Below are 26,721 nucleotides of genomic sequence, written 5' to 3' on the forward strand. Positions count from 1 at the left end.
AGGGCACCCGCCCCGGCACGCATTCAACATGGTGGAGAAGAAACACTATGAACCGTACTATCCTGTCTGCCCTGCCGCCTGGCCTTTCGTCGCTGTCCGCCCACTGGGGATGGCTTTTGATCCGTGGCATCTCGGCCATCCTGTTCGGTATTCTCGCCTTCACGTGGCCCGGCTTCACTATTACGTCGCTGGCGATTGTCTGGGGCGCCTACGCGATCGTCGACGGACTCTTCGCGCTCGCCTACGGCATACGCGGCAAGACGCGGCGCTGGACCTACGCCTTCCTCGGCCTGATCGGCATCGCCGCCGGGTTGATCGCGATGCTCTGGCCTAACGAGACGGCCATCATCCTCGTGCTGATCATCGGCTGGTGGGCGGTCGTCGCGGGTATCTTCGAGATCATCTATGCGATTCAGAACCGCCGCGCAAATGCACATCCCTGGCTCGTCGGGCTCTCGGGGCTGCTGTCGCTCGTGTTCGGCCTGTTTGTCGTCAGCCACCCGGGCGCCGGCGCGGTGTCGCTGGTCTGGCTGATCGGCACCTATGCGATCTTCTACGGCGTTTTGATGATCGTTGCGGCGATCCAGCTGCGGCGTTTCCGCAACCGGACCTGACGCTCGCGAGCGGCGTGCGTCGGACATCTTCAGGAAAGCTGCCCTGTCGCCCGCACGGGCAATGGGACAGTCGCGCACGCCGCTGTCCCGGAAACTTTTCCGCTATACTTTGCCCCTGATTGCAACATTCGATGCTGCAATCCACTGCTGTAACCGAATGCAGTGACCCACGCGCCGATTTGCTGACTCGATTGCGGGCGCGCGAACCTGCCGGGAATCATCCCCGGGTTCACTATAAATGCGGCTAAAGAGGTCGTCAGCCGCGCAACGCTTCGTCTCTCCGCGCATCGCCGACGCCGTTTTAGCCGCCCAGTTGTCGTTGACAGGCGGAATGAATGGAATCGATCGGGATCGTCGCTCCACAAAAAATGCATTTCTCTGAGCCGCTGCTCATGCAGAACGGCAGCTCGCTTGCCGGTTACGATCTGATGGTCGAAACCTACGGCACGCTCAATGCCGCGCGCAGCAATGCCGTGCTGGTGTGTCACGCGCTCAACGCGTCGCATCACGTTGCGGGTGTCTATGAGGACGATCCGAAGAACGTCGGCTGGTGGGACAACATGGTGGGCCCAGGCAAACCGCTCGATACGAACCGCTTCTTCGTGATCGGCGTGAACAACCTCGGCTCGTGCTTCGGCTCGACCGGCCCGATGAGTATCAATCCGACGACGCAACAGCCGTATGGCGCAAGCTTTCCGGTCGTCACCGTCGAAGACTGGGTGAACGCTCAGGCGCGGGTTGCCGACGCGTTCGGCATCGAGCGCTTCGCGGCCGTGATGGGCGGCAGCCTTGGCGGCATGCAGGCGCTCGCGTGGAGCCTGATGTATCCAGAGCGCGTCGACCATTGCATCGTGGTCGCCTCCACACCCAAGCTGTCTGCGCAGAACATCGCGTTCAATGAAGTGGCGCGCTCGGCGATCCTGTCGGATCCGGACTTCCACGGCGGCAACTACTACGCGCACGGCGTGAAACCGAAGCGGGGCCTGCGCGTGGCGCGGATGATCGGCCACATCACCTATCTGTCGGACGACGACATGGCCGCGAAGTTCGGCCGGGCGCTGCGCCGTGCGGAAGGCGCGCTTGACGCCTACAACTTCAACTTCGACGTCGAGTTCGAAGTGGAGTCGTACCTGCGCTATCAGGGCGACAAGTTCGCCGACTACTTCGACGCCAACACCTACCTGCTGATCACCCGCGCGCTGGACTATTTCGATCCTGCGAAAGCCTTCGATGGCGACCTCACCGCAGCACTCGCGCATACGACGGCGAAATACCTCATCGCCAGCTTTTCGACCGACTGGCGTTTCGCGCCGGCCCGCTCCCGCGAACTGGTGAAGGCGCTGCTCGATCACAAGCGCACGGTGACCTACGCGGAAATCGACGCGCCGCACGGCCACGACGCCTTCCTGCTCGACGACGCGCGCTATCACAATCTGATGCGTGCCTACTACGAACGCATTGCCACCGAGGTGAACGCATGAACCAGCGCGCTCTCGATTATCTTGCGACGCGCCCCGACTTCCGCGCGATCGCCCGCTGGGTCGAGCCGCGCTCGACCGTGCTCGATCTCGGTTGCGGCGACGGCTCGCTGCTGTCGCTCCTGACCGAAGAACTCGAAGTGTCGGGCTATGGCATCGAGATCAACGATGCCGGCGTACTCGCGTCGACAAAAAACGGCGTCAACGTGATCCAGCAGAATCTGGAAGACGGCCTGCGCCTCTTCGAAGACGGGAGCTTCGATTTCGCAATCCTGTCGCAGACGCTGCAGACCATTCATCAGACGGCCGCGATCCTGCGTGAGACCGTGCGGGTCGGCAAGGAATGCATCGTGTCGTTTCCGAATTTCGGCTACTGGCCGCACCGGCTGTCGGTGCTGCAGGGTCGGATGCCCGTATCGAAATCGCTGCCGTTCCAGTGGCACAACACGCCGAACGTGCGCGTGCTGACGATCAAGGATTTCGAGGCCCTCGCGCCGGAAGTCGGCATCGAGATTCTCGACCGCGTCGTGCTGCACGGCGGCCAGGCAGTGCGGTGGGGCGAGAACTGGCGTGGTAGTCTTGCGGTCTATCGCGTCAAGAAAAGCTAACGCAAGCCATACACATGTCGAACCCGCCACACGAGGCGCCTGCACTTACCGCTCACGAAGAACATCCCGGCTGGCGCGCGTTTCTCAACGCGCACATGCTGATCTGCGTCTTCCTCGGCTTCACGTCGGGGTTGCCGCTATTCACGCTCGTCTACCTGGTGCAGGCGTGGCTGCGCTCCGAAGGCGTCAATCTGAAGGAGATCGGCCTCTTTGCGCTGATCCAGTTCCCCTACACCTGGAAATTCGTCTGGGCACCGCTGATGGACCGCTATATCCCGCGTCTGCCAGGCTGGCAGCCGGGGCGACGGCGTGGCTGGATGCTCGTCACGCAGATTCTCGTCGCGGGTGCGATCGCGGCGCTGGGCTTCGTGTCGCCGCGTGATTCAATCTGGACCGTCGCGGCGCTGACCGCGCTCGTCGCGTTCTTCGGCGCGAGCCAGGACATCGTGATCGACGCCTACCGGCGCGAACTGCTCACCGATACGCAGCAGGGTCTCGGCAACGCGGTCCATGTGAACGCCTACAAGATCGCGGCGCTGATACCGGGATCGCTCGCCTTGATCCTGTCGGATCATCTGCCATGGACCACCGTCTTCATCGTGACGGGTGCGTTCATGCTGCCGGGGATGATCATGACGCTCGTCGTCAGCGAACCCGAAGTGCACGGCGCGCCGCCCAAAAACCTGCGCGATGCGATCGTGCTGCCGTTCCGCGAATTCATCCTGCGCGACGGTTGGCGCGGCGCGCTGTTCGTGCTCGGTTTCATCTTCCTGTACAAGCTCGGCGACACGATGGCCACCACCCTGTCGACCTCGTTCTTTCTCGACATCGGCTTTTCGCGCACGGAGATCGGCGTCATCGCGAAGACGACGGCGTTCGGCGCGAGTCTCGCGGGCGGCATCGTCGGCGGGATCTGGATGATGCGCATCGGCATTGGTCGCGGGCTGTGGATTTTTGGCATCCTGCAGATGCTGTCGACGCTTGGCTTCGCGTGGCTCGCGCAACTTGGGCCGGCTTCGCCGTCGCTGGGCGTGATCTACGATTTTGCGGTCGCGGCGAGTCAGGGCGTGACGACGCTGCTGTCGTGGATCGGAGTCGACTGGACCGTGCAACTCGATCCGCGCGCAGTCGCGCTGGCGCTTGTCTACGGGCTCGAGACCTTCGCGACCGGCCTGACGATGGCGGCCTTCACCGCATACATCGCGAGCACGACCGATCCGCGTTACACGGCTACGCAGTTCGCGCTGTTCACGAGCCTCGCTTCCGTGCCACGAACATTGGCGTCGGCGGCAAGCGGGTATGTGGTCGCCCAGATCGGCTGGTTCGAATACTTCCTGGCGTGTACCGCGCTTGCGCTGCCCGGCATGCTGCTTCTGTTCAGGATCGCACCGTGGAGAAGCCAGTCGTGACGGCGCTCGCACCGCTTTGCGCGGCGGCGCGAGGCCGGCCGCGCGTGAATCAACCAGCGCTGCGTGCAATCATGTACCGCCGGGTGTGCGCCGCGCTCGCGCTAGCCTGGGCCTGTGTCGGCGGCACGCTCGCTCTGCAAGGAACCGCCCGCGCGACCGAAACACTTGCACCGGCCCCCGCGAACACCAACGCGACCGTGAGCGCGCCTGAAAGCGGTGGCGCTCCTGCTGCCAGACCTGGAATCGCCGTGTCCGGCACGTTGCCCGCATCCGGCGCGGCGCCGGCCTCGACACCCACGCCGGCCCAGCAGACCCCATACGGCCCCAGTCCGACGATTCGTTATGGCGGCCTCGCGGTGTTCCGCAACCTGATCCCGTCGCCAATGCTCGAATCGCAGGCCACCGCCGAATTCGACGAAATCGTGCGAGGCGCGGATCACGCGAACAGTCTTTATCCTGCCACCGACGCGCGCGTGAAACGCGTCCGCTCAACCACCGACGCGCTGATTCCCTATTCGCTGAAGTGGAACGAACGCGCGAAGAACTGGAAGTGGGATGTCGCCGTGGTCCGCTCACCGGACATCCGGATGTACTGCCTGCCCGGCGGCAAGATCGTCGTGTACAGCGGCCTGCTGGACCGCGTGCGCCTGAACGACAACGAACTCGGGATGCTGCTCGGCCACGAGATCGCACACGCGCTGCGCGAGCATGCACGCGAACGCCTGGGTGAGCAGCAGGCCGCGCAACTCGGATCTGGATCGATTCCGCAATTGTTCGGCCTGGCCGATCTGGGTGCGGCGCCGCTCGGCATCGGTTCGCAGCTGCTTGAAATGAAATATGAGAGCACCGACGAAACCGAAGCCGACGTGATCGGCAGCGATATCGCGTCGCGCGCGGGCTTCGATCCGCGCGCGGCAGTCACGCTGTGGGACAAGCTCGCGGCAGCGACGCACAGCAATCGCAACCAGGGCTTCATCTACGTTCACCCGTACACGCCAGTACGTCGCGCCGACATCGTGAAGCGTCTGCCGGACATGCTGCCGCTCTACGCCAAGGCCACCGGCAGGACGGTCGACGCGCTACCAGACTACGCCGGCATCGGCCGTCCGCGGCGCAAGCTGGCGGGCGACTAGAGCGCCAGCTTGCGCCCTGACGCGGGTCAAGGCAGGTTGCAGCGACCCGCGCGTGTCGACTTGCGCGTGTCGACTTTAACGGCCTGCCGGATGATCGTAGTCGACGGTCAGTGGTGCGTGGTCGCTGAACTTGATATCGCGGAAGATGTCGGTGCGCTTCGCCTTGCTGGCGATGCCCGGCGTCGCGATCTGATAATCGATCCGCCACCCGACGTTCTTCGCATACGCCTGGCCGCGATTGCTCCACCACGTGTACTGCTCCGGGCGTGGATCGAGCGTGCGGAATACGTCGACGTAACCGACGTCGTCGAACAGCTTCGTCAGCCACGCGCGCTCTTCCGGCAGACAACCTGAGTTCTTCTGGTTGCCCTTCCAGTTCTTGATGTCGATTTCCTTGTGGACGATGTTCACATCGCCGCACACAATCACTTCGCGCTCCTTGCGCAGCGCGTCGAGGTGCGGCATAAAGATGTCCATGAAGCGGTACTTCGCCTGTTGCCGCTCGTCGCCGCTCGACCCCGAAGGCACGTACACTGACACCACCGACAGATTCCCGAAGCGCGCTTCGACATAGCGCCCTTCCGCATCGAACTCCTCGCTGCCGAAGCCGATCACGACTTCGTCCGGCTCGCCGCGCGTGTAGACGCCCGCGCCGCTGTAACCCTTTTTCACCGCATGCTGAAAGTAGCCGGTGTAGCCGTGCGGCGCCAGGAACTCAGGCGTCATGTCGTCCTGAGAGCACTTGATTTCCTGCACACAGAGCACGTCCGCGTTCTGTTCGCGGAACCAGTCGAAGAAGCCTTTCTTTGCAGCCGAACGGATGCCGTTCAGATTGGCGGTAATCACACGCAACATATCGTTCCCTTCCTGTTTGATTGATCTGATCCGGTGGCCGGCACTCCGGTGGCCGGCACTCCGGTGGCCGGCACTCCGGCTGACGGCAGTCCGGTGGCCGGCATCAGGAACACAGTTTTATTCGACTTTCACACCCTTGAGCGATTCCTTCGCCGCAGGAAACTCCAGCTTCAACGATTCGAACGTTCGCAGCAGCAGTTCGGCAACCATCAGGTTGCGGTGCGTCTTTGAATCCGCCGGGATCACATACCATGGCGCATATTCGGTCGACGTCGCCGCCAGAGCGTCCTGATACGCGCCTTGATACGCGTCCCAATGCTTGCGCGCATCCAGATCGGCGACGTCGAACTTCCAGTGCTTCGTCGGATCGTCGATGCGTGCCTGCAGACGGCTGCGCTGCTCGTCCTTCGAAATGTGCAGCATGCATTTGACGATCGTCGTGCCCGTGTCCGCAAGCAATGCCTCGAACTCGCGGATGTGGCGATGACGTCTCGTACGCTCGTTGGCGTCGATGGTGCCCAGCACCGTCGGCACGAGGACGTCTTCGTAGTGACTGCGGTTGAAGATCGTCAACTCACCGGCGGCCGGTGCCTGTGAATGAACGCGCCACAGAAAATCATGCGCGGCTTCGACAGGTGTCGGCGCCTTGAACGCCACGATGCGCAAGCCGAGCGGGTCGACGTCGTGAAAGACCGCGCGAATCGTCCCATCCTTGCCACTCGTATCCATTCCCTGCAGCACCAGCAGCACGCGCTGCACGCGCTGCGCATGCAGACGCTCCTGCAAACCGTCGAGCTGTGTGCCGATAGTCGCGAGGCGCTCCCGGTCGGACTCCTTCGAACCGGTCGAAAACGGCTTCACAGCCGGATCGAAATCGCTCAGCGCGAACTTCGCTGCCTTTTTCCCCTCGTCGAAATACGGCACGCGGAAGTCGTCGAGCTCAGGTTTCTTCGCCATGCTTGTTCTCCTCGCGTTGTGCATCAAACGGTCGCCAGCAAGCGCGCCGGTAGAAACGAATTCAGAAACGAAACGGGCCGCTGCCTCACCTTCGCTCCGGCAACAGCCCGTCATGGCCGAAGGCATGCCACGGTGGCACACCTGCGGAAACGGCTTCGACTTCCGACTTCTATCAGGACAGCTTCTTCTTCAGCAGTTCGTTGACCTGCTGCGGATTGGCCTTGCCCCTGGTCGCCTTCATCGCCTGACCGATCAGCGCGTTGAACGCCTTTTCCTTGCCGGCGCGGAATTCCTCAACCGACTTCGGGTTCGCCGCAAGTACTTCGTCGATGATCGCCTCGAGCGCGCCCGTATCCGAGATCTGCTTCAGACCCTTGGCTTCGATGATGCGATCGGCAGCGGCTTCGTCGGTGGCCTTCTCTTCCCAGATCGCGAGGAAGATCTCCTTCGCGATCTTGTTCGAAATCGTGCTGTCTGCGATGCGTTGCAGCAGCAGCGCGAGTTGCGCGGCCGAGACCGGGCTTTGTGCGATGTCCAGACCTTCGCGATTCAGTTGCGACGACACTTCGCCCATCAGCCAGTTTGCTGCCACCTTCGCCTGCGCCGCGCCGACCTTCGAGACCACGGCCTCGTAATACTCGGCCGTTGCCTTGCTCGACGTCAGCACGCCAGCGTCGTACGGCGTGAGGCCATACTGCTCGACAAAGCGCGCCTGGATCGCCGCCGGCAGTTCCGGCATCTCGCCCTTCACGCGCTCGATCCACGCCGCGTCGATCACGAGCGGCATCAGATCCGGATCGGGGAAATAGCGGTAGTCGTGCGCGTCTTCCTTGCTGCGCATCGAACGTGTTTCGCGCTTGTCCGGATCGTACAGACGCGTTTCCTGGACCACCGTGCCACCGTCTTCGATCAGCTCGATCTGGCGGCGCACTTCGTACTGGATCGCCTCTTCGAGGAAGCGGAACGAGTTCAGGTTCTTGATCTCGGCGCGCGTGCCGAACTCTTTCTGACCGACCGGCCGCACCGACACGTTCGCGTCGCAGCGAAACGACCCTTCCTGCATGTTGCCGTCGCAGATACCGAGCCACACGACGAGCGCATGCAACGACTTCGCATACGCGACCGCCTCGGCGGCGCTGCGCATTTCCGGCTCGGTAACGATCTCGAGCAGCGGCGTGCCGGCGCGATTCAGGTCGATGCCGGTCATGCCGGCGAAGTCTTCGTGCAAGGACTTGCCCGCATCCTCTTCGAGGTGCGCGCGGGTGAGATTGACGGTCTTTTCGTACGCTTCCTTACCGGCCTTTTCGTTGGCAGGCACCTGAATCGTGATCTGCCCGCCCTGCACGACCGGGATCTCGTACTGGCTGATCTGATAGCCCTTCGGCAGGTCAGGGTAGAAATAATTCTTGCGCGCGAAAATGCTGCGCGGCGCGACCTTTGCGCCAATCGCGAGGCCAAAACGGATGGCGCGCTCAACCGCGCCACGATTCATCACCGGCAGCGTGCCCGGTAGCGCGAGATCGACCGGGCTCGCCTGCGTGTTCGGCGCGGCGCCGAACTGCGTCGCGGTACCGGAGAAAATCTTGGAGACCGTCGACAGCTGCGCGTGCGTCTCAAGACCGATTACGACTTCCCACTGCATGTTCATACTCCCGCCGGTGCCTTGCGATGCCAGTCGGTCGCGCGCTGGAACGCGTCCGCGACCTGCAGCATCCGGGCTTCATTGAAATAGTTGCCGATGATCTGCAGACCGACCGGACGCTGCGCATTCGCGCCCGCGCCGAAGCCGCACGGCACGCTCATGCCCGGCAGCCCCGCGAGGCTCACCGACAGCGTGTAGATATCCGCGAGATACATCTGCACCGGGTCGTCGCCCTTGGCGCCGATATCCCACGCGACCGACGGCGACACCGGCCCCATGATCACGTCGCACTGTTTGAACGCTTCCTGGAAATCCTGCGCGATGATGCGGCGAATCTTCTGCGCCTGCAGGTAGTAGGCGTCGTAGTAGCCGTGCGACAGCACGTACGCGCCGACCAGAATGCGGCGCTTCACTTCCGGACCGAAGCCTTCCGCGCGCGACTTCTTGTACATGTCGAGCAGATCGCGATACTCAGCCGCGCGATGGCCGTAGCGCACGCCATCGAAACGCGACAGGTTCGACGACGCTTCGGCCGGGGCGATCACATAGTAGACGGGAATCGACAGCTCGGTTTTCGGCAGCGACACTTCGACGAGACTGGCGCCGAGCGCCTCGTATTGCTTAAGTGCAGCGTCGATCGAGGCGCGCACGTCGTCGGCGAGGCCCGCGCCGAAATACTCCTTCGGCAGACCGATACGCAGACCGGCGAGCGGCCTGCCGGCGGCATCGGCCGACCACGGCTGGCCAAGATAACGCGTGTAGTCTTCGTCGTCGCGCGTGAGGCTCGTCGAATCGCGTTCGTCGAAGCCCGCCATCGCGTTCAGGAGCGTCGCGCAATCGGTGGCCGTCTGCGCGAACGGGCCTCCCTGATCGAGCGACGAAGCAAACGCGATCATGCCGTAGCGCGACACGCGGCCGTACGTCGGCTTGATGCCGGTCACGCCGCTGAATGCTGCCGGCTGACGGATCGAGCCACCGGTGTCCGTGCCGGTCGCGGCAGGCGCGAGACGGGCAGCCACGGCCGCGGCCGATCCACCCGACGAGCCGCCCGGCACCGCCTTGCGATCCCACGGATTCTGCACCGGGCCGAAGTACGAATTTTCGTTCGACGAACCCATCGCGAATTCGTCCATGTTTGTCTTGCCAAGGCACACCATGCCGGCGCGCTCCAGCCGGTCGACGACAGTCGCATCGAACGGGCTTTCGTAATTTGCGAGCATCTTCGAGCCGGCGGTCGAGCGCCAGCCGCGCGTGACGAACACGTCCTTGTGCGCCACTGGCAGGCCGGTCAACGGGCCGGCGTTGCCGTTGGCGAGGCGCACGTCGGCAGCTTTCGCCTGCGCGAGCGTGAGTTCAGGGTCGACCTGAATGAACGCGTTCAGGCCCTTGTCTGCGTCGATGCGGCGCAAATACGCCTGCGCAAGTTCGACGGCGGAGCATTCCTTCGCATCGAGCGCAGCGCGCAGTTCGGTCAAGCTTTTTTCATGCATTGCGTTATTCCTGGAGAGCGCGACAGCGCGCTCTGGCGCTGTCGTGGAGGCGGTCGGCTGCCCGCCGGCGGCCGCGCCACAAGTACTGGTACTGGCGAAAAGCACGCACGCGGAGTTCGCCGCAGCGGCTTATTCAATGACCTTCGGCACCAGATACAGACCTTCCTGCACGGCCGGCGCCGGGCGCTGGAATTCCTCCCGGCGCACCGTTTCGGTCACCGCGTCGTCGCGCAGGCGCAGCGCGACGTCTTCAATCTGCTCGATGGGATGCGCGAGCGGCGCAATGCCGGTGGTATCGATCGCCTGCATCTGCTCGACAAGGCCGAAGAAATCGTTGAGTTGGGCAAGCGTGTGCTCCGCGTCGGCGTCGGGCAATTCGAGCCGGGCGAGATGTGCGATGCGTTTCACATCGGTCAGGGTCAGGGCCATGCAGTCACCGGAAAAAAGACGTGGGCTGCTGCAGCGCGAAAAAACAGTGCTGCGACAGCAGGTTACAACAGTGGAGCGAACCTTCGAAAAGGGGGTGGCAATGGCAAAAAGTGCCATCTGTTTCCTTCAAATCCAGCAAAATTATAAGGTATCATTACGCGTTCGACCCAAACCCGGACCGACTTGGCAAGGCCTTTCTGGACATTTTCCAGAGTGAACTGAGCGGCCTTGCCCGGCCTCCGGTAGATTCCCTCGCAGCTTCAGCCCCTGTGGTGAGCCTTTGTGGCACGTTCCCGCACGATCTGAAGCTGTTATTTTTCCGCTGCCCACCTGCGCGTACCGCGCGAGGCGCGGCCCCCAGCGAGACAGGATTTTTGAATGTTCGGTTTTTTGCGTAGCTACTTTTCCAACGATCTGGCCATTGACCTCGGCACCGCCAACACGCTCATCTACATGCGCGGCAAAGGCATCGTCCTCGACGAACCTTCGGTCGTTTCCATCCGCCAGGAAGGCGGTCCCAACGGCAAGAAGACCATCCAGGCGGTCGGTAAGGAAGCCAAGCAGATGCTGGGCAAGGTGCCGGGCAACATCGAGGCGATCCGCCCGATGAAAGACGGCGTGATCGCCGACTTCACCGTCACCGAACAGATGATCAAGCAGTTCATCAAGACCGCTCACGAATCCCGCATGTTCTCCCCGTCGCCCCGCATCATCATCTGCGTGCCGTGCGGTTCGACCCAGGTGGAACGCCGCGCGATCAAGGAAGCCGCCCATGGCGCAGGCGCCTCGCAGGTCTATCTCATCGAAGAGCCGATGGCGGCCGCGATCGGCGCCGGCCTGCCGGTGTCGGAAGCGACGGGCTCGATGGTCGTCGACATCGGCGGCGGCACGACGGAAGTCGGCGTGATCTCGCTGGGCGGCATCGTGTACAAGGGCTCGGTGCGCGTCGGCGGCGACAAGTTTGACGAAGCCATCGTCAACTATATCCGCCGCAACTACGGCATGCTGATCGGCGAACAGACCGCCGAAGCAATCAAGAAGGAAATCGGCTCCGCTTTCCCGGGCTCGGAAGTCAAGGAAATGGAAGTGAAGGGCCGCAATCTGTCGGAAGGCATTCCGCGCAGCTTCACGATCTCCAGCAACGAAATCCTCGAAGCCCTTACCGATCCGCTGAACCAGATCGTGTCGTCGGTGAAAATCGCGCTTGAACAGACGCCGCCGGAACTAGGCGCCGACATCGCCGAACGCGGCATGATGCTGACGGGCGGCGGTGCGCTTCTGCGCGATCTGGACCGCCTGCTCGCAGAAGAAACCGGCCTGCCGGTGCTCGTCGCCGAAGACCCGCTGACCTGCGTCGTGCGCGGTTCGGGCATGGCGCTCGAACGCATGGACAAGCTCGGCAGCATCTTCTCGTACGAGTGAGCGAGTCCACCTTGCGAGTTCATCTTGATTAAAGCGGCGCGGATCAACCGGCTGGCCAACCCAGCCGCCGCCGCCCGCCAGGCGCTCATCTGACGCGCCGCAGCCTCACCCACCACGCTCACACCCCCGGCGCCGACCATGGAATACAGTCCGCCGCCCCTGTTCAGGCAAGGCCCCTCGGCACTCGCACGACTGATCTTCTTCGTCGTGCTGGCGCTTGCCCTGCTGATTTCCGACGCACGCTTCCGAACGCTCGAGATCGTTCGCGGCGTCCTCGGCGCGGGCCTTTATCCGTTGCAGCGCGCCGCGCTCGTGCCGCGCGATCTCGTCATTGACGCCGCCGATCTTGCCGTCACCAGCACGACGCTGCGTCGCGAGAATGACAAGCTGCGTGCGCGCAATCTCCAGCTTTCGCTGCAAGCCAACCAGGTCGCGGCATTGGGTGCTGAAAACGGGCATCTGCGTGCGCTGCTTGAGCTGTCGCAGCGCGCCACGACGCAATCGATCCCCGCCGAAATCCAGTACGACACCCGCGATCCGTTCACGCAGAAGGTTGTCATCGGTCGCGGTTCGCAGCACGGCATCATGAACGGCTCGCCGGTCGTCAACGAAGACGGCGTGATCGGTCAGGTCACGCGTGTTTTCCCGCTGCAATCGGAAGTCACCTTGCTGACCGACAAGGATCAGGCGGTGCCCGTACAGATCGTGCGAACCGGCTTGCGCAGCGTGATCTACGGCACGCCGAAGGGCGACTCGCTCGACCTGCGCTTCGTGCCGATCAGCGCCGACGTGCTGGCCGGCGACGAACTCGTGACGAGCGGTCTCGATGGCGTCTATCCGCCGGGCCTGCCGGTGGCGAAGGTCGTGCGGGTCGACAAGCAGGCGGATACCGCGTTTGCACGGGTTATCTGCGTGCCGGTCGCCCAGGTGCGCGGTGCGCGCCATTTGCTGGTGCTGCACTATGTGAGCGACGTGCCGCCGCGGCCCGCCGAGCCCGATCCTGTCGCCACAGCGAAAGACGCGAAGGCGAAGAAGAGCGCCAAACCGGCGGCAGAGAAGGGTGGCGACAAGGCTGCCGACAAAGGCACCGACAAGGGCGGCGCAAAACCGGCGGAAAAACCCGCTGAAAAGAACGCTGCGAAAGCCACAGAGAAAAGCGCGAAGGCTCAGCCGGCCACGCCGGCGTCAGCTGGCGCAAAGGCGAAGAGCGCCCAGGGGGCGAAGCCATGAACCGCCCGCAATACATCCTGCAGCCGGTCAATCCATACTTCATCGCGTTTAGCCTTGCGGCTGCGTTCCTGCTGAACATGATGCCGTGGGGCCGGCTCATCGGCGTGCCGGATTTCGTCGCGCTGGTGTTGCTGTTCTGGAATGTGCACCAGCCGCGCAAGGTCGGCATGGGCATCGCATTTTTACTCGGCCTGCTGATGGACGTGCACAACGCGAGCCTGCTCGGCGAGCACGCACTGGCCTACACGCTGCTGTCGTACGGCGCGATCACGATCCACCGTCGCGTGCTGTGGATGTCGCTCGGTGTGCAGGCTTTCGCCGTGATGCCGCTCCTGGTCGGCGCGCAGCTCGTGCCGTTCGTCACCCGTCTGCTGACGGGCGCCGCGTTCCCAGGATGGGGTTATCTGATCGACGGTTTCGTCGAAGCTGCCCTGTGGCCCGTCGCGAGCGTATTGTTGCTGATGCCGCAGCGCCGTCCGGCCGATCCGGACGATACCCGGCCCATCTAGGCCGAACCACGCGTCGGGGGCTCGATTGAACACGTTCTCCTCCTGCCGGCTCGACGCGCAACGCTTACGCTTTCCGCCCGCAGCCATTCGCGGGCACGCATCACCTGACGGCCGCTGCGCGACCATTTGTATAGAAGCATGACCGAATTCAAGGACACACAGCAGCAGCTTACGAAGTTCCGACTGCGGGTCGCCGCGGCGGGCCTGTTCGTGTTCGTCTGCTTTGGGCTGATTGGTTTTCGTTTCCTGTTCCTGCAGGTCTGGCACTACAGCAAATATTCGCTGCAGGCCGACGAAAACCGCATTTCAGTCGCACCGATCGTACCGAACCGCGGCATCATCACCGACCGTAACGGCGTCGTGCTCGCGAAGAACTATTCGGCATATACGCTCGAAATCACCCCGTCGAAGCTGAATGACTCGCTCGAAAACGTGATCGACAATCTGGCAACCGTCATCTCGATCGACGCGCGCGACCGTCGCCGTTTCAAGAAGCTGCAGGAAGACTCCAAGAACTTCGAGAGCCTGCCGATCCGAACGCGCCTCACCGACGACGAAGTCGCGCGTTTCACTGCGCAGCGCTTCCGCTTCCCGGGCGTCGAAGTGCGCGCGCGCCTGTTCCGTCAATACCCCCTCGGTCCGACGGCGGCGCACGTGATTGGTTACATCGGGCGCATTTCGCAGCGCGACCAGGAGCGCATCGACGATGCGAGCGACCAGAACGACAGCGATTCGGATCACTACGATCCGCGTCTGGACGCGAACAACTACAAGGGCACCGACTACATCGGCAAGATCGGCGTCGAGCAGAGCTACGAGACCGAACTGCACGGGCTGACCGGCTTCGAAGAAGTCGAGGTGACCGCCGGTGGACGCCCGGTGCGCACACTGTCGCGCACCCAGGCGACGCCGGGCAACAATCTGGTGCTGTCGCTCGACATCGGGCTGCAGCAGGTCGCCGAGCAGGCATTTGCAGGCCGGCGCGGTGCGCTGGTCGCAATCGAGCCCGCGACGGGCGACGTGCTCGCGTTCGTCTCGGCGCCGAGCTTCGACCCGAATTCGTTCGTCGACGGCATCGACCAGCAGACCTGGGACGATCTCAACAATTCGCCGGACCACCCACTGCTGAATCGTCCGCTGCACGGTACGTATCCGCCGGGCTCCACCTACAAGCCGTTCATGGCGCTCGCCGCGCTGTCGCTGCACAAGCGCACGCCTGGCTGGGGTTTTCAGGATCCGGGCTCCTATACGTTCGGCGGCCACACGTTCCGCAACGACGTGCCGCAGGGTCAGGGCTGGATCGACATGAACCGCGCGATCATGGTGTCGAACGACACCTATTTCTACATGCTCGCGCACGATCTCGGCGTCAACGCAATCGCGAACTTCATGAAGCCGTGGGGCTTCGGCCAGATCACCGGCATCGACATTGCCGGCGAAGCGCGCGGTATCCTGCCATCGACCGACTGGAAGAAAAAAGCGTATCGCAAGCCGGAGCAGCAGCGTTGGTACGAGGGCGAGACGATCAGTCTCGGGATCGGCCAGGGCTACAACTCGTACACGATCCTGCAGCTTGCGCACGCAACGGCCACGCTCGCCAACAACGGGGTCGTAATGAAGCCCCACCTCGTGAAGGAAGTCGAGAATCCGATCAACCACGACACCCGCCTGACCGTGCCGAAGGACGACGGCCGGATCAACGTGGCGCAGCAGGACATCGACGTCATCAAGCGCGGGATGGAAAACGTCACGTCAAACCCGTCCGGCACGGCGTACCAGGTATTCCGCAATGCGGCGTACACGGTGGCAGGCAAGACTGGGACGGCGCAGGTCTTTTCGCTGCAGGGTGCGAAGTACCATGGCCACGCGCTGGCCGAACATCTGCGCGACCACGCGCTCTTCATCGCGTTCGCGCCTGCCGAGAATCCGAAGATCGCGGTCGCGCTGATCGTCGAAAACGGCGGCTGGGGCGCACAGGCAGCGGGGCCGATCGCACGACGTGTGCTCGACTACTATCTGCTCGAGCGGCAGAAGCCGGGCGCCGAAGCGGCGGCAGTGGAGGCAGCCGCCTCGGCGACGGAAGACGCATCTGCACCCGTGATCGGCGCGGCACCGGCAGCGCAGGAATCCATTATGCCGGTCACCGTGGCAGCAGGTTTCAAGGCGTTGCCGCCCCCTCCGGGCGCGCCGGTGAAGCCAAAGCCTGATGCCGCCGCTTCTTCAACGGATGCAACAGCCGCGTCCGGCGCCGCCGCTGCGTCGGCACCGGGCGCAGGCGGCCCTGTGGCCCGTGCAGTGGGTGCTTCGGCTACTCCGGCAAGCGGCCGTGCCGCAAAGGGCGCGTCCGCTGTGGCCACTGCATCGGCACCAGTCGTAACCAAAGCACCCCACAAGCCGCCGCGCGCGCCCCGTCCGGCCAGCGACGAATCCCCGACGGCCGCCGCGCCGTCACGCGACAACGGCATCGCGCCGACGTCGCCAAAACTGCCGGTTTCCGGCGGCATCGACGAGTAAGGAGAAAGGCATGCAATTCGACAAGCGCGCCTGGCTCGACCGCATCAAGAGTCTGTTTCTGGGCTTCGACCGGCCGCTGGCGCTGATCGTTTTTCTGCTCCTGTGCGTCGGTATCGTGACACTTTATAGCGCGACGCTCGATATGCCCGGCAAGGTCGAGGATCAGCTGCGCAACATCATGCTGACCTTCGCGCTGATGTGGGCGCTCGCCAATGTGCCACCGACGACGCTGATGCGCTTCGCCGTGCCGCTCTACACGTTCGGCATTGCGCTACTGATCGCAGTGGCGCTATTCGGCCTCACGCGCAAAGGGGCAAAACGCTGGATCAATGTAGGCGTCGTCATCCAGCCGTCCGAGATCATGAAGATCGCCACGCCGCTGATGCTCGCGTGGTACTACCAGCGACGCGAGGGCGTGGTGCGCTGGTACGACTACATAGTCGGCCTTCTGATTCTCGCAGTGCCCGTCGGACTGATCGCGAAGCAGCCGGACCTCGGTACCGCGGTGCTGGTGTTCGCGGCCGGCTTTTTCGTGATCTACTTCGCCGGACTGAGTTTCAAGCTGATCGTGCCGGTACTGATTGCGGGGGTGATCGCGGTGACTTCGATCGCCGCGTTCCAGGACAAGATCTGCCAGCCGGAAGTCAACTGGCCGCTGATGCATGATTACCAGAAGCACCGCATCTGTACGCTCCTCGATCCGACCTCGGATCCGCTAGGCAAGGGCTTCCATACGATTCAGGCGGTCATTGCCATCGGCTCGGGTGGGCCGATCGGCAAGGGCTGGATGAAGGGCACGCAAGCTCACCTCGAGTTCATCCCCGAAAAACACACCGACTTCATTTTCGCGGTGTTCTCGGAGGAGTTCGGTCTGGCGGGGGGGATCGTGTTGCTTACCCTGTACATGTTGCTGATCGCGCGGGGCCTCTACATCGCAGCGAATGGCGCAACGCTGTTCGGCCGATTGCTGGCAGGCTCGCTCACGATGGCGTTTTTCACCTACGCGTTCGTGAACATCGGAATGGTGAGCGGGATCCTGCCGGTGGTCGGCGTCCCGCTGCCCTTCATGAGCTACGGCGGCACGGCCCTCATCACACTGGGCGTCGCGATCGGCCTCATCATGAGTGTCGCGCGACAGAAGCGGCTCATGCAAAGCTGAAGCCGCATCGCACAGCGGAGTTCCGGCCTGAGCGCCGGAACCGCGCACGTGGCGCTGGTCACTGCGGCTTCGCCTCGTGTTGCTGCTGCAATTGCGAGGTGAGCTGCTGGTACTTGAGACGCGCCGCCGGATCGCCCTGCGCCGCAGCGGCGGCATAGTAAGCCCGCGCAACATTGAGATTGCGCGCGACCCCGTCGCCTCCGCGCTCGTAGAACGAGCCCGTCACATACTGCGCCGTCATGTCGCCACCTTCAGCCGCTTTCTTGTACCAGTAAAACGCCTGCTGGTTGTCGCGCGATGTGCCGCGACCGTCGAGGAACTGGTTCGCAAGCGCCAGTTCGGCCTGCACATGGCCCTGCTTCGCAGCCTTCAGGAACCACATGTGCGCCTCCGCCGGATCGCGGCCGACGAACTCACCATCGTCATACATCCTGCCGTACACATACTGCGCGTGCGACATGTCCGCGTCGGCGGCCTTGCGCAGCCACTTCTTGCCTTCGTCGACGTTGGCAGTAGTGCCTTCTCCGTTCAGCAGCATCATCGCGTAATTGAACTCAGCGAGCCGGCTGCCGTGCTCGGCGGCCTTACGGAACTCCGACAGCGCGGCGCCCAGGTTGCCGGCGTTGTAGTCGGCGACCGCGGTCTGCGTTTCAGCGTCGACGGCTTTCGGCGACTGCAGGGTCTGGGCGTGCACCAGTGCCGGTGCTGCGACGCTCGCCGCCACGGCTACGCAGGCTGCGGCACGCGCAAGTGAAAGTGAAATGCGTGTCATGACCGTACCTCCTGCAGCGCCTGCCGGGTTGCGCGCAGCATCCACATGACGTCGGCCGCGAGCGCGATGAAGCTGAAACCTTCCGTGCGATGTTGCCGTGCACTGGCGACATCCATCGCGAATATGCCGGCAGCGACATGCGCGCGACGCGCCACGTCCGCGATGCGTGCGATCGCGGCCACCACGTCCGGGTGCTTCGGATCGCCCAGATGCCCCAGGCTCGCAGCCAGATCGGCGGGACCGATGAACAGGCAGTCGATACCCGGCGTCGCGGCGATCTGGTCGATGTTCTCCAGCGCGTGCGCCGACTCGATCTGCACGATCGTCGCAATCTGCGCATTGGCGTTCTGCACATAGTCGCGCCGCATCCCATATGCCGCCGCGCGGACCGCGCCGGCGACACCGCGCATGCCATCGCCCGCAGCGGTCGGATACTGCGTCAGACGGACCGCATGCGCCGCTTCGTCAGCGGACTCGATATTGGGGAACATCAACGTGCGCGCGCCTGCGTCCAGCACGCGCTTGACGAGCCAGGACTCGCTGGCGGGCAGCCTCACGACCGGCTCGGTCGGCAGATGCGCCGCGGCGATCGCGCGCAGCTGGCCGGTGACGTCGACGCTGTCATTCGGCGAGTGCTCCATGTCGATCAGCAGCCAGTCGAAACCGGCGTGCGCGAGCGCCTCGGCAGCCGTGTCGCTGCCAAGCGACAGCCACAGCCCGAACAGCGGATCAGGATCCTTCAGTCGTTGCTTGAGGGGATTGGTGAAGGTGCTCATCGCCGCGCCCCCCGATGGCGCGGCGCGCCGCCTGAAGTGCGGATGGAAGCATGGGCGGTGCGGCGGGCACGGCGCGCGCTTCGCAGTACGGTGAACGGCATGTCTCGCTCCGTTTGGTTGTCGAAACGATCATACCGTGACAATAACGCGTTCGTTCAGTCGCGAACGACGTCGGCCCAGCAGTTCGGCGTTTCGTACAGGCGCACGCGGTGAAGACGCAGGTTCACCCCGTAGTGGGCATCGTAGACGTTCGCGAGAATGTCGAACGCGACGGCAGCCAGATTTTCGACGGTCGGGATGCGGTCGAGCACAACCGTCTTGTGACCCGGCATCGACTCCAGGAAGCCGCGCACCGGCGCATCGCCTTCATAGACGAGAAATGCGTGATCCCACAGGTCGACGAGGTGTTCGTTGGCGAGCGACTTCACGTCGGCAAAATCCATCACCATGCCGCGATCCGGCGCACCTTCGGTCTCGACGAGGTCGCCCTGCAGCGTGATTTCGAGCACGTAGCGATGCCCGTGCAGATTACGGCACTGGCTGCGGTGATCGGGAATGCGGTGGCCCGCGTCGAATTCGAGTTTTCGGGTAATCGTCAGCACGGCGGATCAGGGAATGTTCAGGTACTTGTGGGTCTGCATCGACAGACGCCATTGCGGATGGCGTTTGCACCAGTCGATCGCGAGCTTCGTGTTGATGTCGCGCGATGGGCCATCCATCGGTTGCACGAGGAAATATTCGAAGTCGAGCTTCGCGTAGTCGGACAGGCGCTGGTTGTCCTGCGGGATCACGACTTTCAGCTCGTTGCCTTTCGTCACGACGAGCGGCGCGTCGGCCTTCGGGCTCACGCAGATCCAGTCGATGGTTTCCAGCACGGGCAGCGAGCCGTTGGTTTCGATGGCGATTTCGAAGCCGGCAGCGTGCAACGCGTCGACGAACGGCGGGTCGATCTGCAGCATCGGTTCGCCACCGGTGCACACGACAAAACGCTCGCCTTCGCCTTCCGGCCATAGCGACGCGATCTTCGCGACGAGTTCTTCGGCGGTACGGTACTTGCCGCCGTTCTCGCCATCGGTGCCGACGAAGTCGGTATCGCAGAAGCGACAGACGGCCTCAGCGCGATCTTCCTCCCGGCCCGACCACAGGTTGCAGCCGGCAAAGCGGCAAAACACGGCCGGACGCCCGGCGTTCGCGCCTTCGCCCTGCAATGTGTAGAAGATTTCCTTGACCGCGTACGTCATGCTGCTTTCTGCCTGAGGTTTCCTGGATAGGTGTATCACGAAGCGGGTTCATTTGTGCGCCGCCTTCGTCTGTTGCCTTTATACGGGTTCCGTCACTTTCTCGCCGGCGAGATACGCTTCGTAGCCACGCTTGCGCAGCTTGCACGCCGGACATTCGCCGCAGCCGAAACCCCAGGCGTGCAATTCGGCTCGCTCGCCGACATAGCATGTATGTGTTTCGACGCGAATCAGCTCAACCAGCTCGTCGCCACCCAGTTGCTGCGCGAGACGCCACGTGTCGGCCTTGTCGAGCCACATCAGCGGTGTCTCGAGCAGGAAGCGGCTGTCCATGCCGAGATTCAACGCAACCTGCAGCGCTTTCATCGTATCGTCGCGGCAATCGGGATAGCCCGAAAAGTCCGTCTCGCACATGCCGCCCACCAGCACCTGAAGCCCGCGCCGATAGGCAATCGCGGCGGCGATCGTCATGAACATCAGGTTACGGCCCGGCACGAACGTGTTCGGCAAACCGCTTGCGGCGGCTTCGATCTGGATTTCGCGCGTCATCGCCGTATCGCTGATCGAGCCAAGCACCGAAAGATCGATCATGTGATCGTCGCCGAGGCGCTCGCCCCATACCGGAAATGTCCGCGCGATCGCGCTGCGAAAGCCCTCGCGGCATTCGAGTTCGACTCGATGTCGCTGACCGTAGTCGAAACCGAGTGTCTCAACCGTTTCATATCGTTCGAGCGCCCACGCGAGGCAGGTGGCCGAGTCCTGACCACCGGAGAACAGCACGAGCGCGCTACGTTTAGCGTCTGTCCGGGTCACCGTGAAACTCCGTGAATGATGAGTGCCCGCGTGGGGCCGCGCGGTGTGAGCCATGCGGCGACAGGACGTGGGGCGGCACTGAGCCCGCATCGAGCCAGCTCAGGCAGTATAGGCCGCGCCATCCGCATGCAGAGTCGCCGGGCACTTATACCGCTGATCGTCAGGCAGAGCGTGTCGCGCAACGCGCGGCACCGACACCGAAGACGAAAAAGGACTTGTCGTTAGAACGTGGCAAGTCCTTGAACTAACGTGATTTTATCATGCGACGCAGCATGCCGCCGACCGCCCGGATCACGGTGAATCCCGTACCGCAAAGCACCACAAAAACAGAAAGCCCCAGGAATCTTGCGATTTCCTGGGGCTAAATTCTGGTGGCCTGGGACGGAATCGAACCATCGACACGCGGATTTTCAATCCGCTGCTCTACCAACTGAGCTACCGGGCCAACGAAGAAGCGAAAGTATATCAAAGTGAACCGCTCGCCTCAAGCCCCCTCGTCAAAATTTATCGACAACCGCCTCGGGGACTCATTGCGCGCGGCCTTCGCGCCACCTGCATATCGCCGTTCATTCACCCTTGTTCTTGCCGAGATCGACGCCGAGCTGCTTCAGCTTGCGATACAGGTGCGTGCGCTCAAGCCCGGTCTTTTCGGCGACGCGCGTCATGCTGCCGTTCTCGCGTGCGAGGTGATATTCGAAGTAGGCGCGTTCGAACGCATCGCGCGCGTCGCGCAACGGGATATCGAACGAGATCGATGCGGTTTGCGCAGACAGCGCGCCACCGAGCATGCCTTCGGCCGGCATCATCGGCAACGCGGCAGCCGAGGCCACCGCCGACGCGCCCACTGGCAAGACCGGCTTTGCCGCGACACCACCCGCTGGCGGCGCCGCATTGCCGCGTGCGAGCCCCTGCTCGACCGCCTTCAGCAGTTTCTGCAATGCAATCGGCTTCTCGAGGAAGTTGAGCGCACCGATCTTCGTCGCTTCGACGGCCGTATCGATCGTCGCGTGACCGGACATCATGATGACCGGCATCGTCAGTTGCCCTTGCGCGGCCCACTCTTTCAACAAGGTGACGCCATCGGTGTCCGGCATCCAGATGTCGAGCAGCACCAGATCAGGGGCCTGACGCAAACGGAAGTCGCGCGCTTCCTGCGCGTTTTCCGCGGCCTCTACGACGTGTCCTTCGTCGCTCAGGATCTCCGAGAGCAATTCCCGGATGCCCATTTCATCATCTACTACCAGGATGGTTGCCATTTAAGCTGCCCTTGTCTGCACTGTTGCTTTTGTTCCGTGCGATGCACCACCGCGTGTTGCCCGCGGCTCAGTTCCGGGTGCCGCCTCATCGTCTGCCAGTTGGAGGAAGAGGATCGAAATCTGCGCACCTTCGATCACATCGCCCGCCTTCATGCGGTTGCGAATGTCGATGCGCGCGCCATGTTCGTCGACGATCTTCTTGACCATGGCCAGACCGAGGCCTGTTCCTTTGGCCTTGGTCGTCACGTAAGGTTCGAATGCACGCGTCAGGATACGTGCGGGGAAGCCCGGTCCGTTGTCCGATATGGTCAGGCGGACTGCAACGCGCGCTTTGCCTTCCGCGTCAGGATCGCCATATTCTACTGTCCTCGTCTCGAGCACCACGCGCTGATGTTCGACTTCCGAGACGGCATCCTGCGCATTCTGCAGCAGGTTGTGGATCACCTGGCGCAATTGCGTCGCATCACCGCGAATCACCGGCAGGTTCGGCGCCAGTTCCACCGCAATCGCGCTCTTGCCTTCCTCGATACCGTAGAGCGTGAGCACCTCGCTCACCAGGTCGTTGAGTTGCAGATTCGCGAGCACCGCCGGCGGCGTGCGCGCATAGTCGCGGAAACTGTCAACCATCTGCTTCATCGCTGCGACCTGGTTGACGATCGTGGTCGCGCCGCGCTTCAGCACATCGGCGTCCGACGGTGCGAGCTTGTCGGAGAGTTTCATCTGCAGACGTTCAGCCGACAGCTGGATCGGCGTAAGCGGATTCTTGATCTCGTGCGCAAGACGACGTGCAACCTCACCCCAGGCGATCGAGCGCTGTGCCGAGATCACGTCGGAGATATCGTCGAACACGACGACGTGACCCGACGTCTGAACATCCTCCGCATCGCTGTCGGTCGCTGCGACGAGCCGCGCGCCGCGCACGAGCAGCGTCAGCGGTTCGGGTTCGCCGGCTACCTGCACCGAGACCTGCTGCTGCCAGTGACCACGGTCGTCGTGGCCTTCGCCGCTTGCCGCTTCGCGGTCGGCGAAGGCCTTGCGCACCATCACGCCGAACTCGGCGAGCACGCCAATGTTATCCAGCGACGAGCCAAGCATCGCCTGGAAGGGCTGGCGGAAGATGCGCTCCGCACCGCGATTCGCAGTGGTCAGCCGGAACTGCCGGTCGAACACGAACACGCCCGCGGTCAGGTTGGCAAGAATGCTTTCCAGATACGCCTTCGAGTGTTCAAGTGCGATGCGATTATTCTCGACCGCCGCACGCGCCTCGGAGAGCTGGCGCGTCATCGCATTAAACGACTGCGTGAGGAAGCCGAGTTCGTCGCGCGACTTGATTTCGCGCTTCGGCGTGTAGTCGCCTTCAGTTACTTCCTTGGTACCCTGCGCGAGCAGGAAGAGCGGCCGCGCAAGCTGATTGCCGAGCGCGAGCGCAAGCATCATCGCGATGAACGTCGCGAGGAACAGCGCGAGCGTCAGCGTGCCGATATACATCTTGCGCAGCCCCGTGCGGCCGAGCGCCTTCTCCTGATATTCGCGATAGGCGCGCTGCACCGCGTCCGCGTTACGCGCAAGCGTTGGCGAAACAGGTTGCGAGAGTTGCAGGAAACGTTCAGCCGGCTGCAGCAGCGACGCGTTCGAATCGGGAATGCGCTGCACGATGCGCAATCGCAATGCGCCTTTCGCCCCGCGCGCTTGCGGATCGCCATCCACTTCACCTTCGATTGCTGCGAAGCCACGCCCGCGCGCCTGTTCGATCATCAAGGGAGTGGGCAGGTCGGTCGGCACGAGCGACGCGTAGTTGCTCGCGGCCTGCGCGACGACGTGCATCTCAGGCGTCGCGCCGGACATGCTGCGCACAGGTTCGACGATGGTCGCGTCCTGCACACCGAACTGGTCGCGCAGACGCAGCAACGTAAGCGTCGTGCCGGATGAATCAGCGCTCGCGAGCTGCTCGGCCATCAGACGGCCCTTGGTCTGCAGATCCGAGAGCGACGCGTCAAGCATGCCACGCCCGAGATTCAGCCCTGAGGTGAGCGCGGTTTCGACGTTCACGTCGAACCACGATTCGATACTGCGCGACACGAACTGATACGACACAATGTAAATGATCCCGCCCGGCACGACGCCGACGAGCGCAAAGAAAAACGCGAGCTTCGCGAGTAGCCGTGTGCCGAACTTGCCCTTGCGCAATCGCGAGATGATGACCACGACGAGCACCGCCACGATCAGCATGAAGATCAGCGCGACCGCAACGTTGGCCGCGTAAAGCCACTGATAGTAGCGATCGAAGAACTCGGTGTTCGCGCTCGCGGCGGCGAGCAGCACGAGCAGCAGAACGGCGGTGACGGCCACCGTCGACACCATCACGCGCACGATGATGCCGGTCAAGCTCGGAGCCTGGCGCACTCTATTTAGCACGTTCGGTCACCGTGAAGGTAAAGCGCTTCCAGTCGGAAGAGAGGTTCCAGTCGCGGTTGTTGACCGCGTCGATCTGGAACGGCTTGGGCATCAGCGCGACATCGAGTTGCATGCGCACGGAAGCGTTATACGTTTCACCGGCACGCACCTGGCTGCGATCGATCACATGCCACGACGTGACGTGCTTGATCACCGACAACGCGTCTTTCAACGTGCTGAAGCCAAGTTGCAGGCCGCCGCTCGACACGCGGTATTCGCGCGTCAGCGGCTGGAACGACAGACGGATGCTTTGGGAGACGCTCACGGGTTGCTCGTCGAACCAGTACCACCGCGGACGACTGAGTTCGAAATCGGTGGTGAAATAAAGCGGAATGCCCTTATTGACGGCATCTTCGAGGCTACTGTTCAGTTCGAAGTCAAAGCGGGCGTCGAGGCTCCAGCCGTTGTTATCCGATTCCAGCGACGCGCGCTGCACGGCAATCGAGTCGGCCCACGCGGGCCCGGCTGCGCTCAGGCAAACGGCCAGCGCAATCCAGAGCACGGCCGCAAGCCGAAGCGGAAAGAAGCGTTTGATGGTCACCGTTTCTGAAAGCGCGCGTAGAAAAATCCGTCGTGGTCTGAATTCGAGGCGGTGTCCTGCCCGGCACGCAGTTCGGCCGATGCTCCAGCTGGCGCGCGGGCGGCCGTGGGCAACAGTTGCCCCGGCGCGTCCAATCGTACCGCATCTTGGTGCGTGCTTCCAAACCACGTCGCCTGCAACTCACCTTCTTCCGGAAAGATCGAGCACGTAACGTAGAGCAACTCGCCGCCTGTTTCCACGAGGGGCCAGAGCGCTTCGAGAATGCGCCGCTGCTCTGCGACGAGCGCGGGGATATCGGCCGCACGACGCAGCCAGCGGATATCCGGATGGCGACGGACGATACCCGATGCAGAACACGGTACGTCCGCCAGAATGCGGTCGAACGGCTGGCCGTCGTACCACTTTTCAGGGTTGCCGGCGTCGCCGATGCGCACATCGGCGACAAGACCCAGGCGCTGCAGATTCTCGCCAATACGCCGTGCACGCGACGCATCGCTTTCGAGCGCAATGAGCTCGATGTCGGCCAGCTCCAGCAGGTGGCCGGTCTTGCCGCCGGGCGCGGCGCAGGCATCCAGCACGCGCATACCGTCGCGCACGCCGATACATTGGGCAGCGATTTGTGCGCCGGCATCCTGCACCGACACGACGCCCTCGCTAAAGCCGGGGATACGATCGACCGACATCGGCACATCGAGCCGCACTGCGTGTTCGCCGGTCTGGGTCGCGGCGATGTGATGGCCCTGCAGCACTCGCAGATAATCCGCGACGGTCGAGCGACGCGCGTTGACGCGCAGCGTAAGCGGCCCTTGCTCGTTGCCTGAAGCAAGGATGGCCTGCCAGTTTTCCGGCCACGCCCGCTGAACCGAATCGATCCACCACTGCGGATAATTCCAGTGAGCGACATCATCCGTGTGGACAGTGGCCAGCAAGCCCTCGCGTTCGCGCAAAAAACGTCGCAGCACGGCGTTGACAAGGCCCTTTGCAAAGGCGAACTCGCGTCGTGCGCCGATCGCATTGACCGCCTGGTCGACGACCGTGAACGGCGTATAAGCCGCCGATTCATCTTCATCGACGAGCAAGGCAAGCGCGCATGCGAGCACATGGCCGACGTGCGGCGGTGGTGCCTTGCGCACCAGTTGCACGACGAGCGCTTCAGCGGTAGCCAGACGCCGCATGGTCCGGTAGGCAATGTCCTGCACCGCGCCGCGCGCCGCTGCAGCGGCGCCCTCGGGTGCGGACATGAATACGCTCTGCAGCGCAGCGGGCAATGCAGCGCCAAGGCGCACCGCGCCGACAGCCTGCGCGGCGCAGTCAAGCGCAAAGCCCAGCGACTCCGGCGCGAGATGCAGGGTCGACAAACGGGGCCCGCGCGCATGCGGCGGTTTCGAAACAGGGCGCTCAGAAGGCTTTGAAGTCATGTAC

24 protein-coding genes and 1 tRNA gene are annotated in these 26,721 nt (G+C 63.2%); 10 read left to right on the forward strand and 15 right to left on the reverse strand.

All coding sequences use genetic code 11. From position 1 onward, the window contains the following. The first annotated feature begins 47 nt into the window (after positions 1–47). The 5 genes from P3T23_RS04515 to P3T23_RS04535 all read left to right on the forward strand — a co-directional run bounded on the left by P3T23_RS04515 (position 48) and on the right by P3T23_RS04535 (position 5,242). Positions 48–614, forward strand: coding sequence for an HdeD family acid-resistance protein (locus P3T23_RS04515; protein WP_429314998.1), 567 nt, complete (start codon positions 48–50; stop codon positions 612–614). 335 nt (positions 615–949) lie between these two features. Further along, positions 950–2,095 (forward strand): homoserine O-succinyltransferase MetX, encoded by a 1,146-nt coding sequence (metX, locus tag P3T23_RS04520; protein ID WP_429314999.1) that lies wholly within the window; start codon positions 950–952, stop codon positions 2,093–2,095. Next, positions 2,092–2,700: a methionine biosynthesis protein MetW gene (metW, locus tag P3T23_RS04525; RefSeq protein ID WP_429315000.1), complete on the forward strand. Its 609-nt coding sequence runs from the start codon at positions 2,092–2,094 to the stop codon at positions 2,698–2,700. Before metX ends, metW begins: the two co-directional genes overlap by 4 nt. A gap of 14 nt (positions 2,701–2,714) precedes the next feature. Then, the gene (locus P3T23_RS04530; RefSeq protein WP_429315001.1) at positions 2,715–4,109 is read left to right on the forward strand and encodes an AmpG family muropeptide MFS transporter; all 1,395 of its coding nucleotides are present in this window, start codon (positions 2,715–2,717) and stop codon (positions 4,107–4,109) included. Beyond that, on the forward strand, positions 4,091–5,242 hold the full coding sequence (locus P3T23_RS04535; RefSeq protein ID WP_429315002.1) for a M48 family metalloprotease: 1,152 nt from the start codon (positions 4,091–4,093) through the stop codon (positions 5,240–5,242). Before P3T23_RS04530 ends, P3T23_RS04535 begins: the two co-directional genes overlap by 19 nt. Positions 5,243–5,317: 75 nt before the next feature. On the opposite strand, the gene P3T23_RS04540 is transcribed toward P3T23_RS04535, so the two are convergent. From P3T23_RS04540 to gatC, 5 genes are all read right to left on the reverse strand, one after another. After that, positions 5,318–6,097: an exodeoxyribonuclease III gene (locus tag P3T23_RS04540; protein WP_429315003.1), complete on the reverse strand. Its 780-nt coding sequence runs from the start codon at positions 6,095–6,097 to the stop codon at positions 5,318–5,320. Positions 6,098–6,214: 117 nt separating this feature from the next. After that, positions 6,215–7,054: a PPK2 family polyphosphate kinase gene (locus tag P3T23_RS04545; RefSeq protein WP_429315004.1), complete on the reverse strand. Its 840-nt coding sequence runs from the start codon at positions 7,052–7,054 to the stop codon at positions 6,215–6,217. Between the two features lie 172 nt (positions 7,055–7,226). Then, a complete protein-coding gene (gene gatB, locus P3T23_RS04550; protein WP_429315005.1) occupies positions 7,227–8,702 on the reverse strand; it encodes an Asp-tRNA(Asn)/Glu-tRNA(Gln) amidotransferase subunit GatB in 1,476 nt (491 codons plus the stop codon). After that, positions 8,699–10,186, reverse strand: a complete 1,488-nt coding sequence (gatA, locus tag P3T23_RS04555) for an Asp-tRNA(Asn)/Glu-tRNA(Gln) amidotransferase subunit GatA (protein ID WP_429315006.1) — start codon at positions 10,184–10,186, stop codon at positions 8,699–8,701. Before gatA ends, gatB begins: the two co-directional genes overlap by 4 nt. A gap of 129 nt (positions 10,187–10,315) precedes the next feature. Then, the gene (gene gatC, locus P3T23_RS04560) at positions 10,316–10,615 is read right to left on the reverse strand and encodes an Asp-tRNA(Asn)/Glu-tRNA(Gln) amidotransferase subunit GatC (protein WP_429315345.1); all 300 of its coding nucleotides are present in this window, start codon (positions 10,613–10,615) and stop codon (positions 10,316–10,318) included. A gap of 378 nt (positions 10,616–10,993) precedes the next feature. Here gatC and P3T23_RS04565 point away from each other — a divergent pair, with 378 nt between their 5' ends. The 5 genes from P3T23_RS04565 (at position 10,994) to rodA (ending at position 17,449) form a co-directional block, all read left to right on the forward strand. Continuing rightward, on the forward strand, positions 10,994–12,037 hold the full coding sequence (locus P3T23_RS04565; RefSeq protein WP_004189550.1) for a rod shape-determining protein: 1,044 nt from the start codon (positions 10,994–10,996) through the stop codon (positions 12,035–12,037). Between the two features lie 138 nt (positions 12,038–12,175). After that, entirely contained in the window at positions 12,176–13,267 is a 1,092-nt protein-coding gene (gene mreC / locus P3T23_RS04570) for a rod shape-determining protein MreC (RefSeq protein WP_429315007.1), read from the forward strand. Further along, positions 13,264–13,776, forward strand: coding sequence for a rod shape-determining protein MreD (gene mreD, locus P3T23_RS04575; RefSeq protein ID WP_133661480.1), 513 nt, complete (start codon positions 13,264–13,266; stop codon positions 13,774–13,776). The genes mreC and mreD overlap by 4 nt, the downstream gene beginning before the upstream one ends. A gap of 138 nt (positions 13,777–13,914) precedes the next feature. Next, on the forward strand, positions 13,915–16,290 hold the full coding sequence (mrdA, locus tag P3T23_RS04580) for a penicillin-binding protein 2 (RefSeq protein ID WP_429315008.1): 2,376 nt from the start codon (positions 13,915–13,917) through the stop codon (positions 16,288–16,290). A gap of 10 nt (positions 16,291–16,300) precedes the next feature. Then, the gene (gene rodA / locus P3T23_RS04585) at positions 16,301–17,449 is read left to right on the forward strand and encodes a rod shape-determining protein RodA (RefSeq protein ID WP_429315009.1); all 1,149 of its coding nucleotides are present in this window, start codon (positions 16,301–16,303) and stop codon (positions 17,447–17,449) included. Between the two features lie 58 nt (positions 17,450–17,507). Here the strand turns inward: rodA and P3T23_RS04590 are convergent, their stop codons facing one another. The 10 genes from P3T23_RS04590 to rsmB all read right to left on the reverse strand — a co-directional run bounded on the left by P3T23_RS04590 (position 17,508) and on the right by rsmB (position 26,717). Next, the gene (locus tag P3T23_RS04590; RefSeq protein ID WP_429315010.1) at positions 17,508–18,221 is read right to left on the reverse strand and encodes a tetratricopeptide repeat protein; all 714 of its coding nucleotides are present in this window, start codon (positions 18,219–18,221) and stop codon (positions 17,508–17,510) included. After that, positions 18,218–18,997 (reverse strand): HpcH/HpaI aldolase family protein, encoded by a 780-nt coding sequence (locus P3T23_RS04595; protein WP_429315011.1) that lies wholly within the window; start codon positions 18,995–18,997, stop codon positions 18,218–18,220. The genes P3T23_RS04590 and P3T23_RS04595 overlap by 4 nt, the downstream gene beginning before the upstream one ends. A 155-nt stretch (positions 18,998–19,152) precedes the next feature. Further along, complete coding sequence (gene queD / locus P3T23_RS04600) at positions 19,153–19,596, reverse strand: 6-carboxytetrahydropterin synthase QueD (RefSeq protein ID WP_133664064.1); 444 nt, start codon at positions 19,594–19,596, stop codon at positions 19,153–19,155. A gap of 9 nt (positions 19,597–19,605) precedes the next feature. After that, positions 19,606–20,238 carry a 7-carboxy-7-deazaguanine synthase gene (gene queE, locus P3T23_RS04605; RefSeq protein WP_429315012.1) on the reverse strand — a complete coding sequence of 211 codons (633 nt, stop codon included), beginning with the start codon at positions 20,236–20,238 and terminating at the stop codon, positions 19,606–19,608. Between the two features lie 78 nt (positions 20,239–20,316). Continuing rightward, on the reverse strand, positions 20,317–21,048 hold the full coding sequence (gene queC / locus P3T23_RS04610; protein WP_429315013.1) for a 7-cyano-7-deazaguanine synthase QueC: 732 nt from the start codon (positions 21,046–21,048) through the stop codon (positions 20,317–20,319). Positions 21,049–21,417: 369 nt separating this feature from the next. Further along, positions 21,418–21,493: transfer RNA gene (locus P3T23_RS04615), tRNA-Phe, on the reverse strand. A 121-nt stretch (positions 21,494–21,614) separates the two neighbouring features. After that, entirely contained in the window at positions 21,615–22,304 is a 690-nt protein-coding gene (esaR, locus tag P3T23_RS04620) for a response regulator transcription factor EsaR (RefSeq protein WP_429315014.1), read from the reverse strand. Beyond that, positions 22,305–24,719, reverse strand: a complete 2,415-nt coding sequence (locus P3T23_RS04625) for an ATP-binding protein (protein ID WP_429315015.1) — start codon at positions 24,717–24,719, stop codon at positions 22,305–22,307. After that, entirely contained in the window at positions 24,709–25,299 is a 591-nt protein-coding gene (locus tag P3T23_RS04630; protein ID WP_429315016.1) for a DUF4390 domain-containing protein, read from the reverse strand. Before P3T23_RS04630 ends, P3T23_RS04625 begins: the two co-directional genes overlap by 11 nt. Then, positions 25,296–26,717 carry a 16S rRNA (cytosine(967)-C(5))-methyltransferase RsmB gene (gene rsmB, locus P3T23_RS04635; protein ID WP_429315017.1) on the reverse strand — a complete coding sequence of 474 codons (1,422 nt, stop codon included), beginning with the start codon at positions 26,715–26,717 and terminating at the stop codon, positions 25,296–25,298. The genes P3T23_RS04630 and rsmB overlap by 4 nt, the downstream gene beginning before the upstream one ends. Positions 26,718–26,721: the final 4 nt, after the last annotated feature.

The organism is Paraburkholderia sp. GAS448 (genome assembly GCF_050435685.1).
GTDB lineage: Bacteria > Pseudomonadota > Gammaproteobacteria > Burkholderiales > Burkholderiaceae > Paraburkholderia.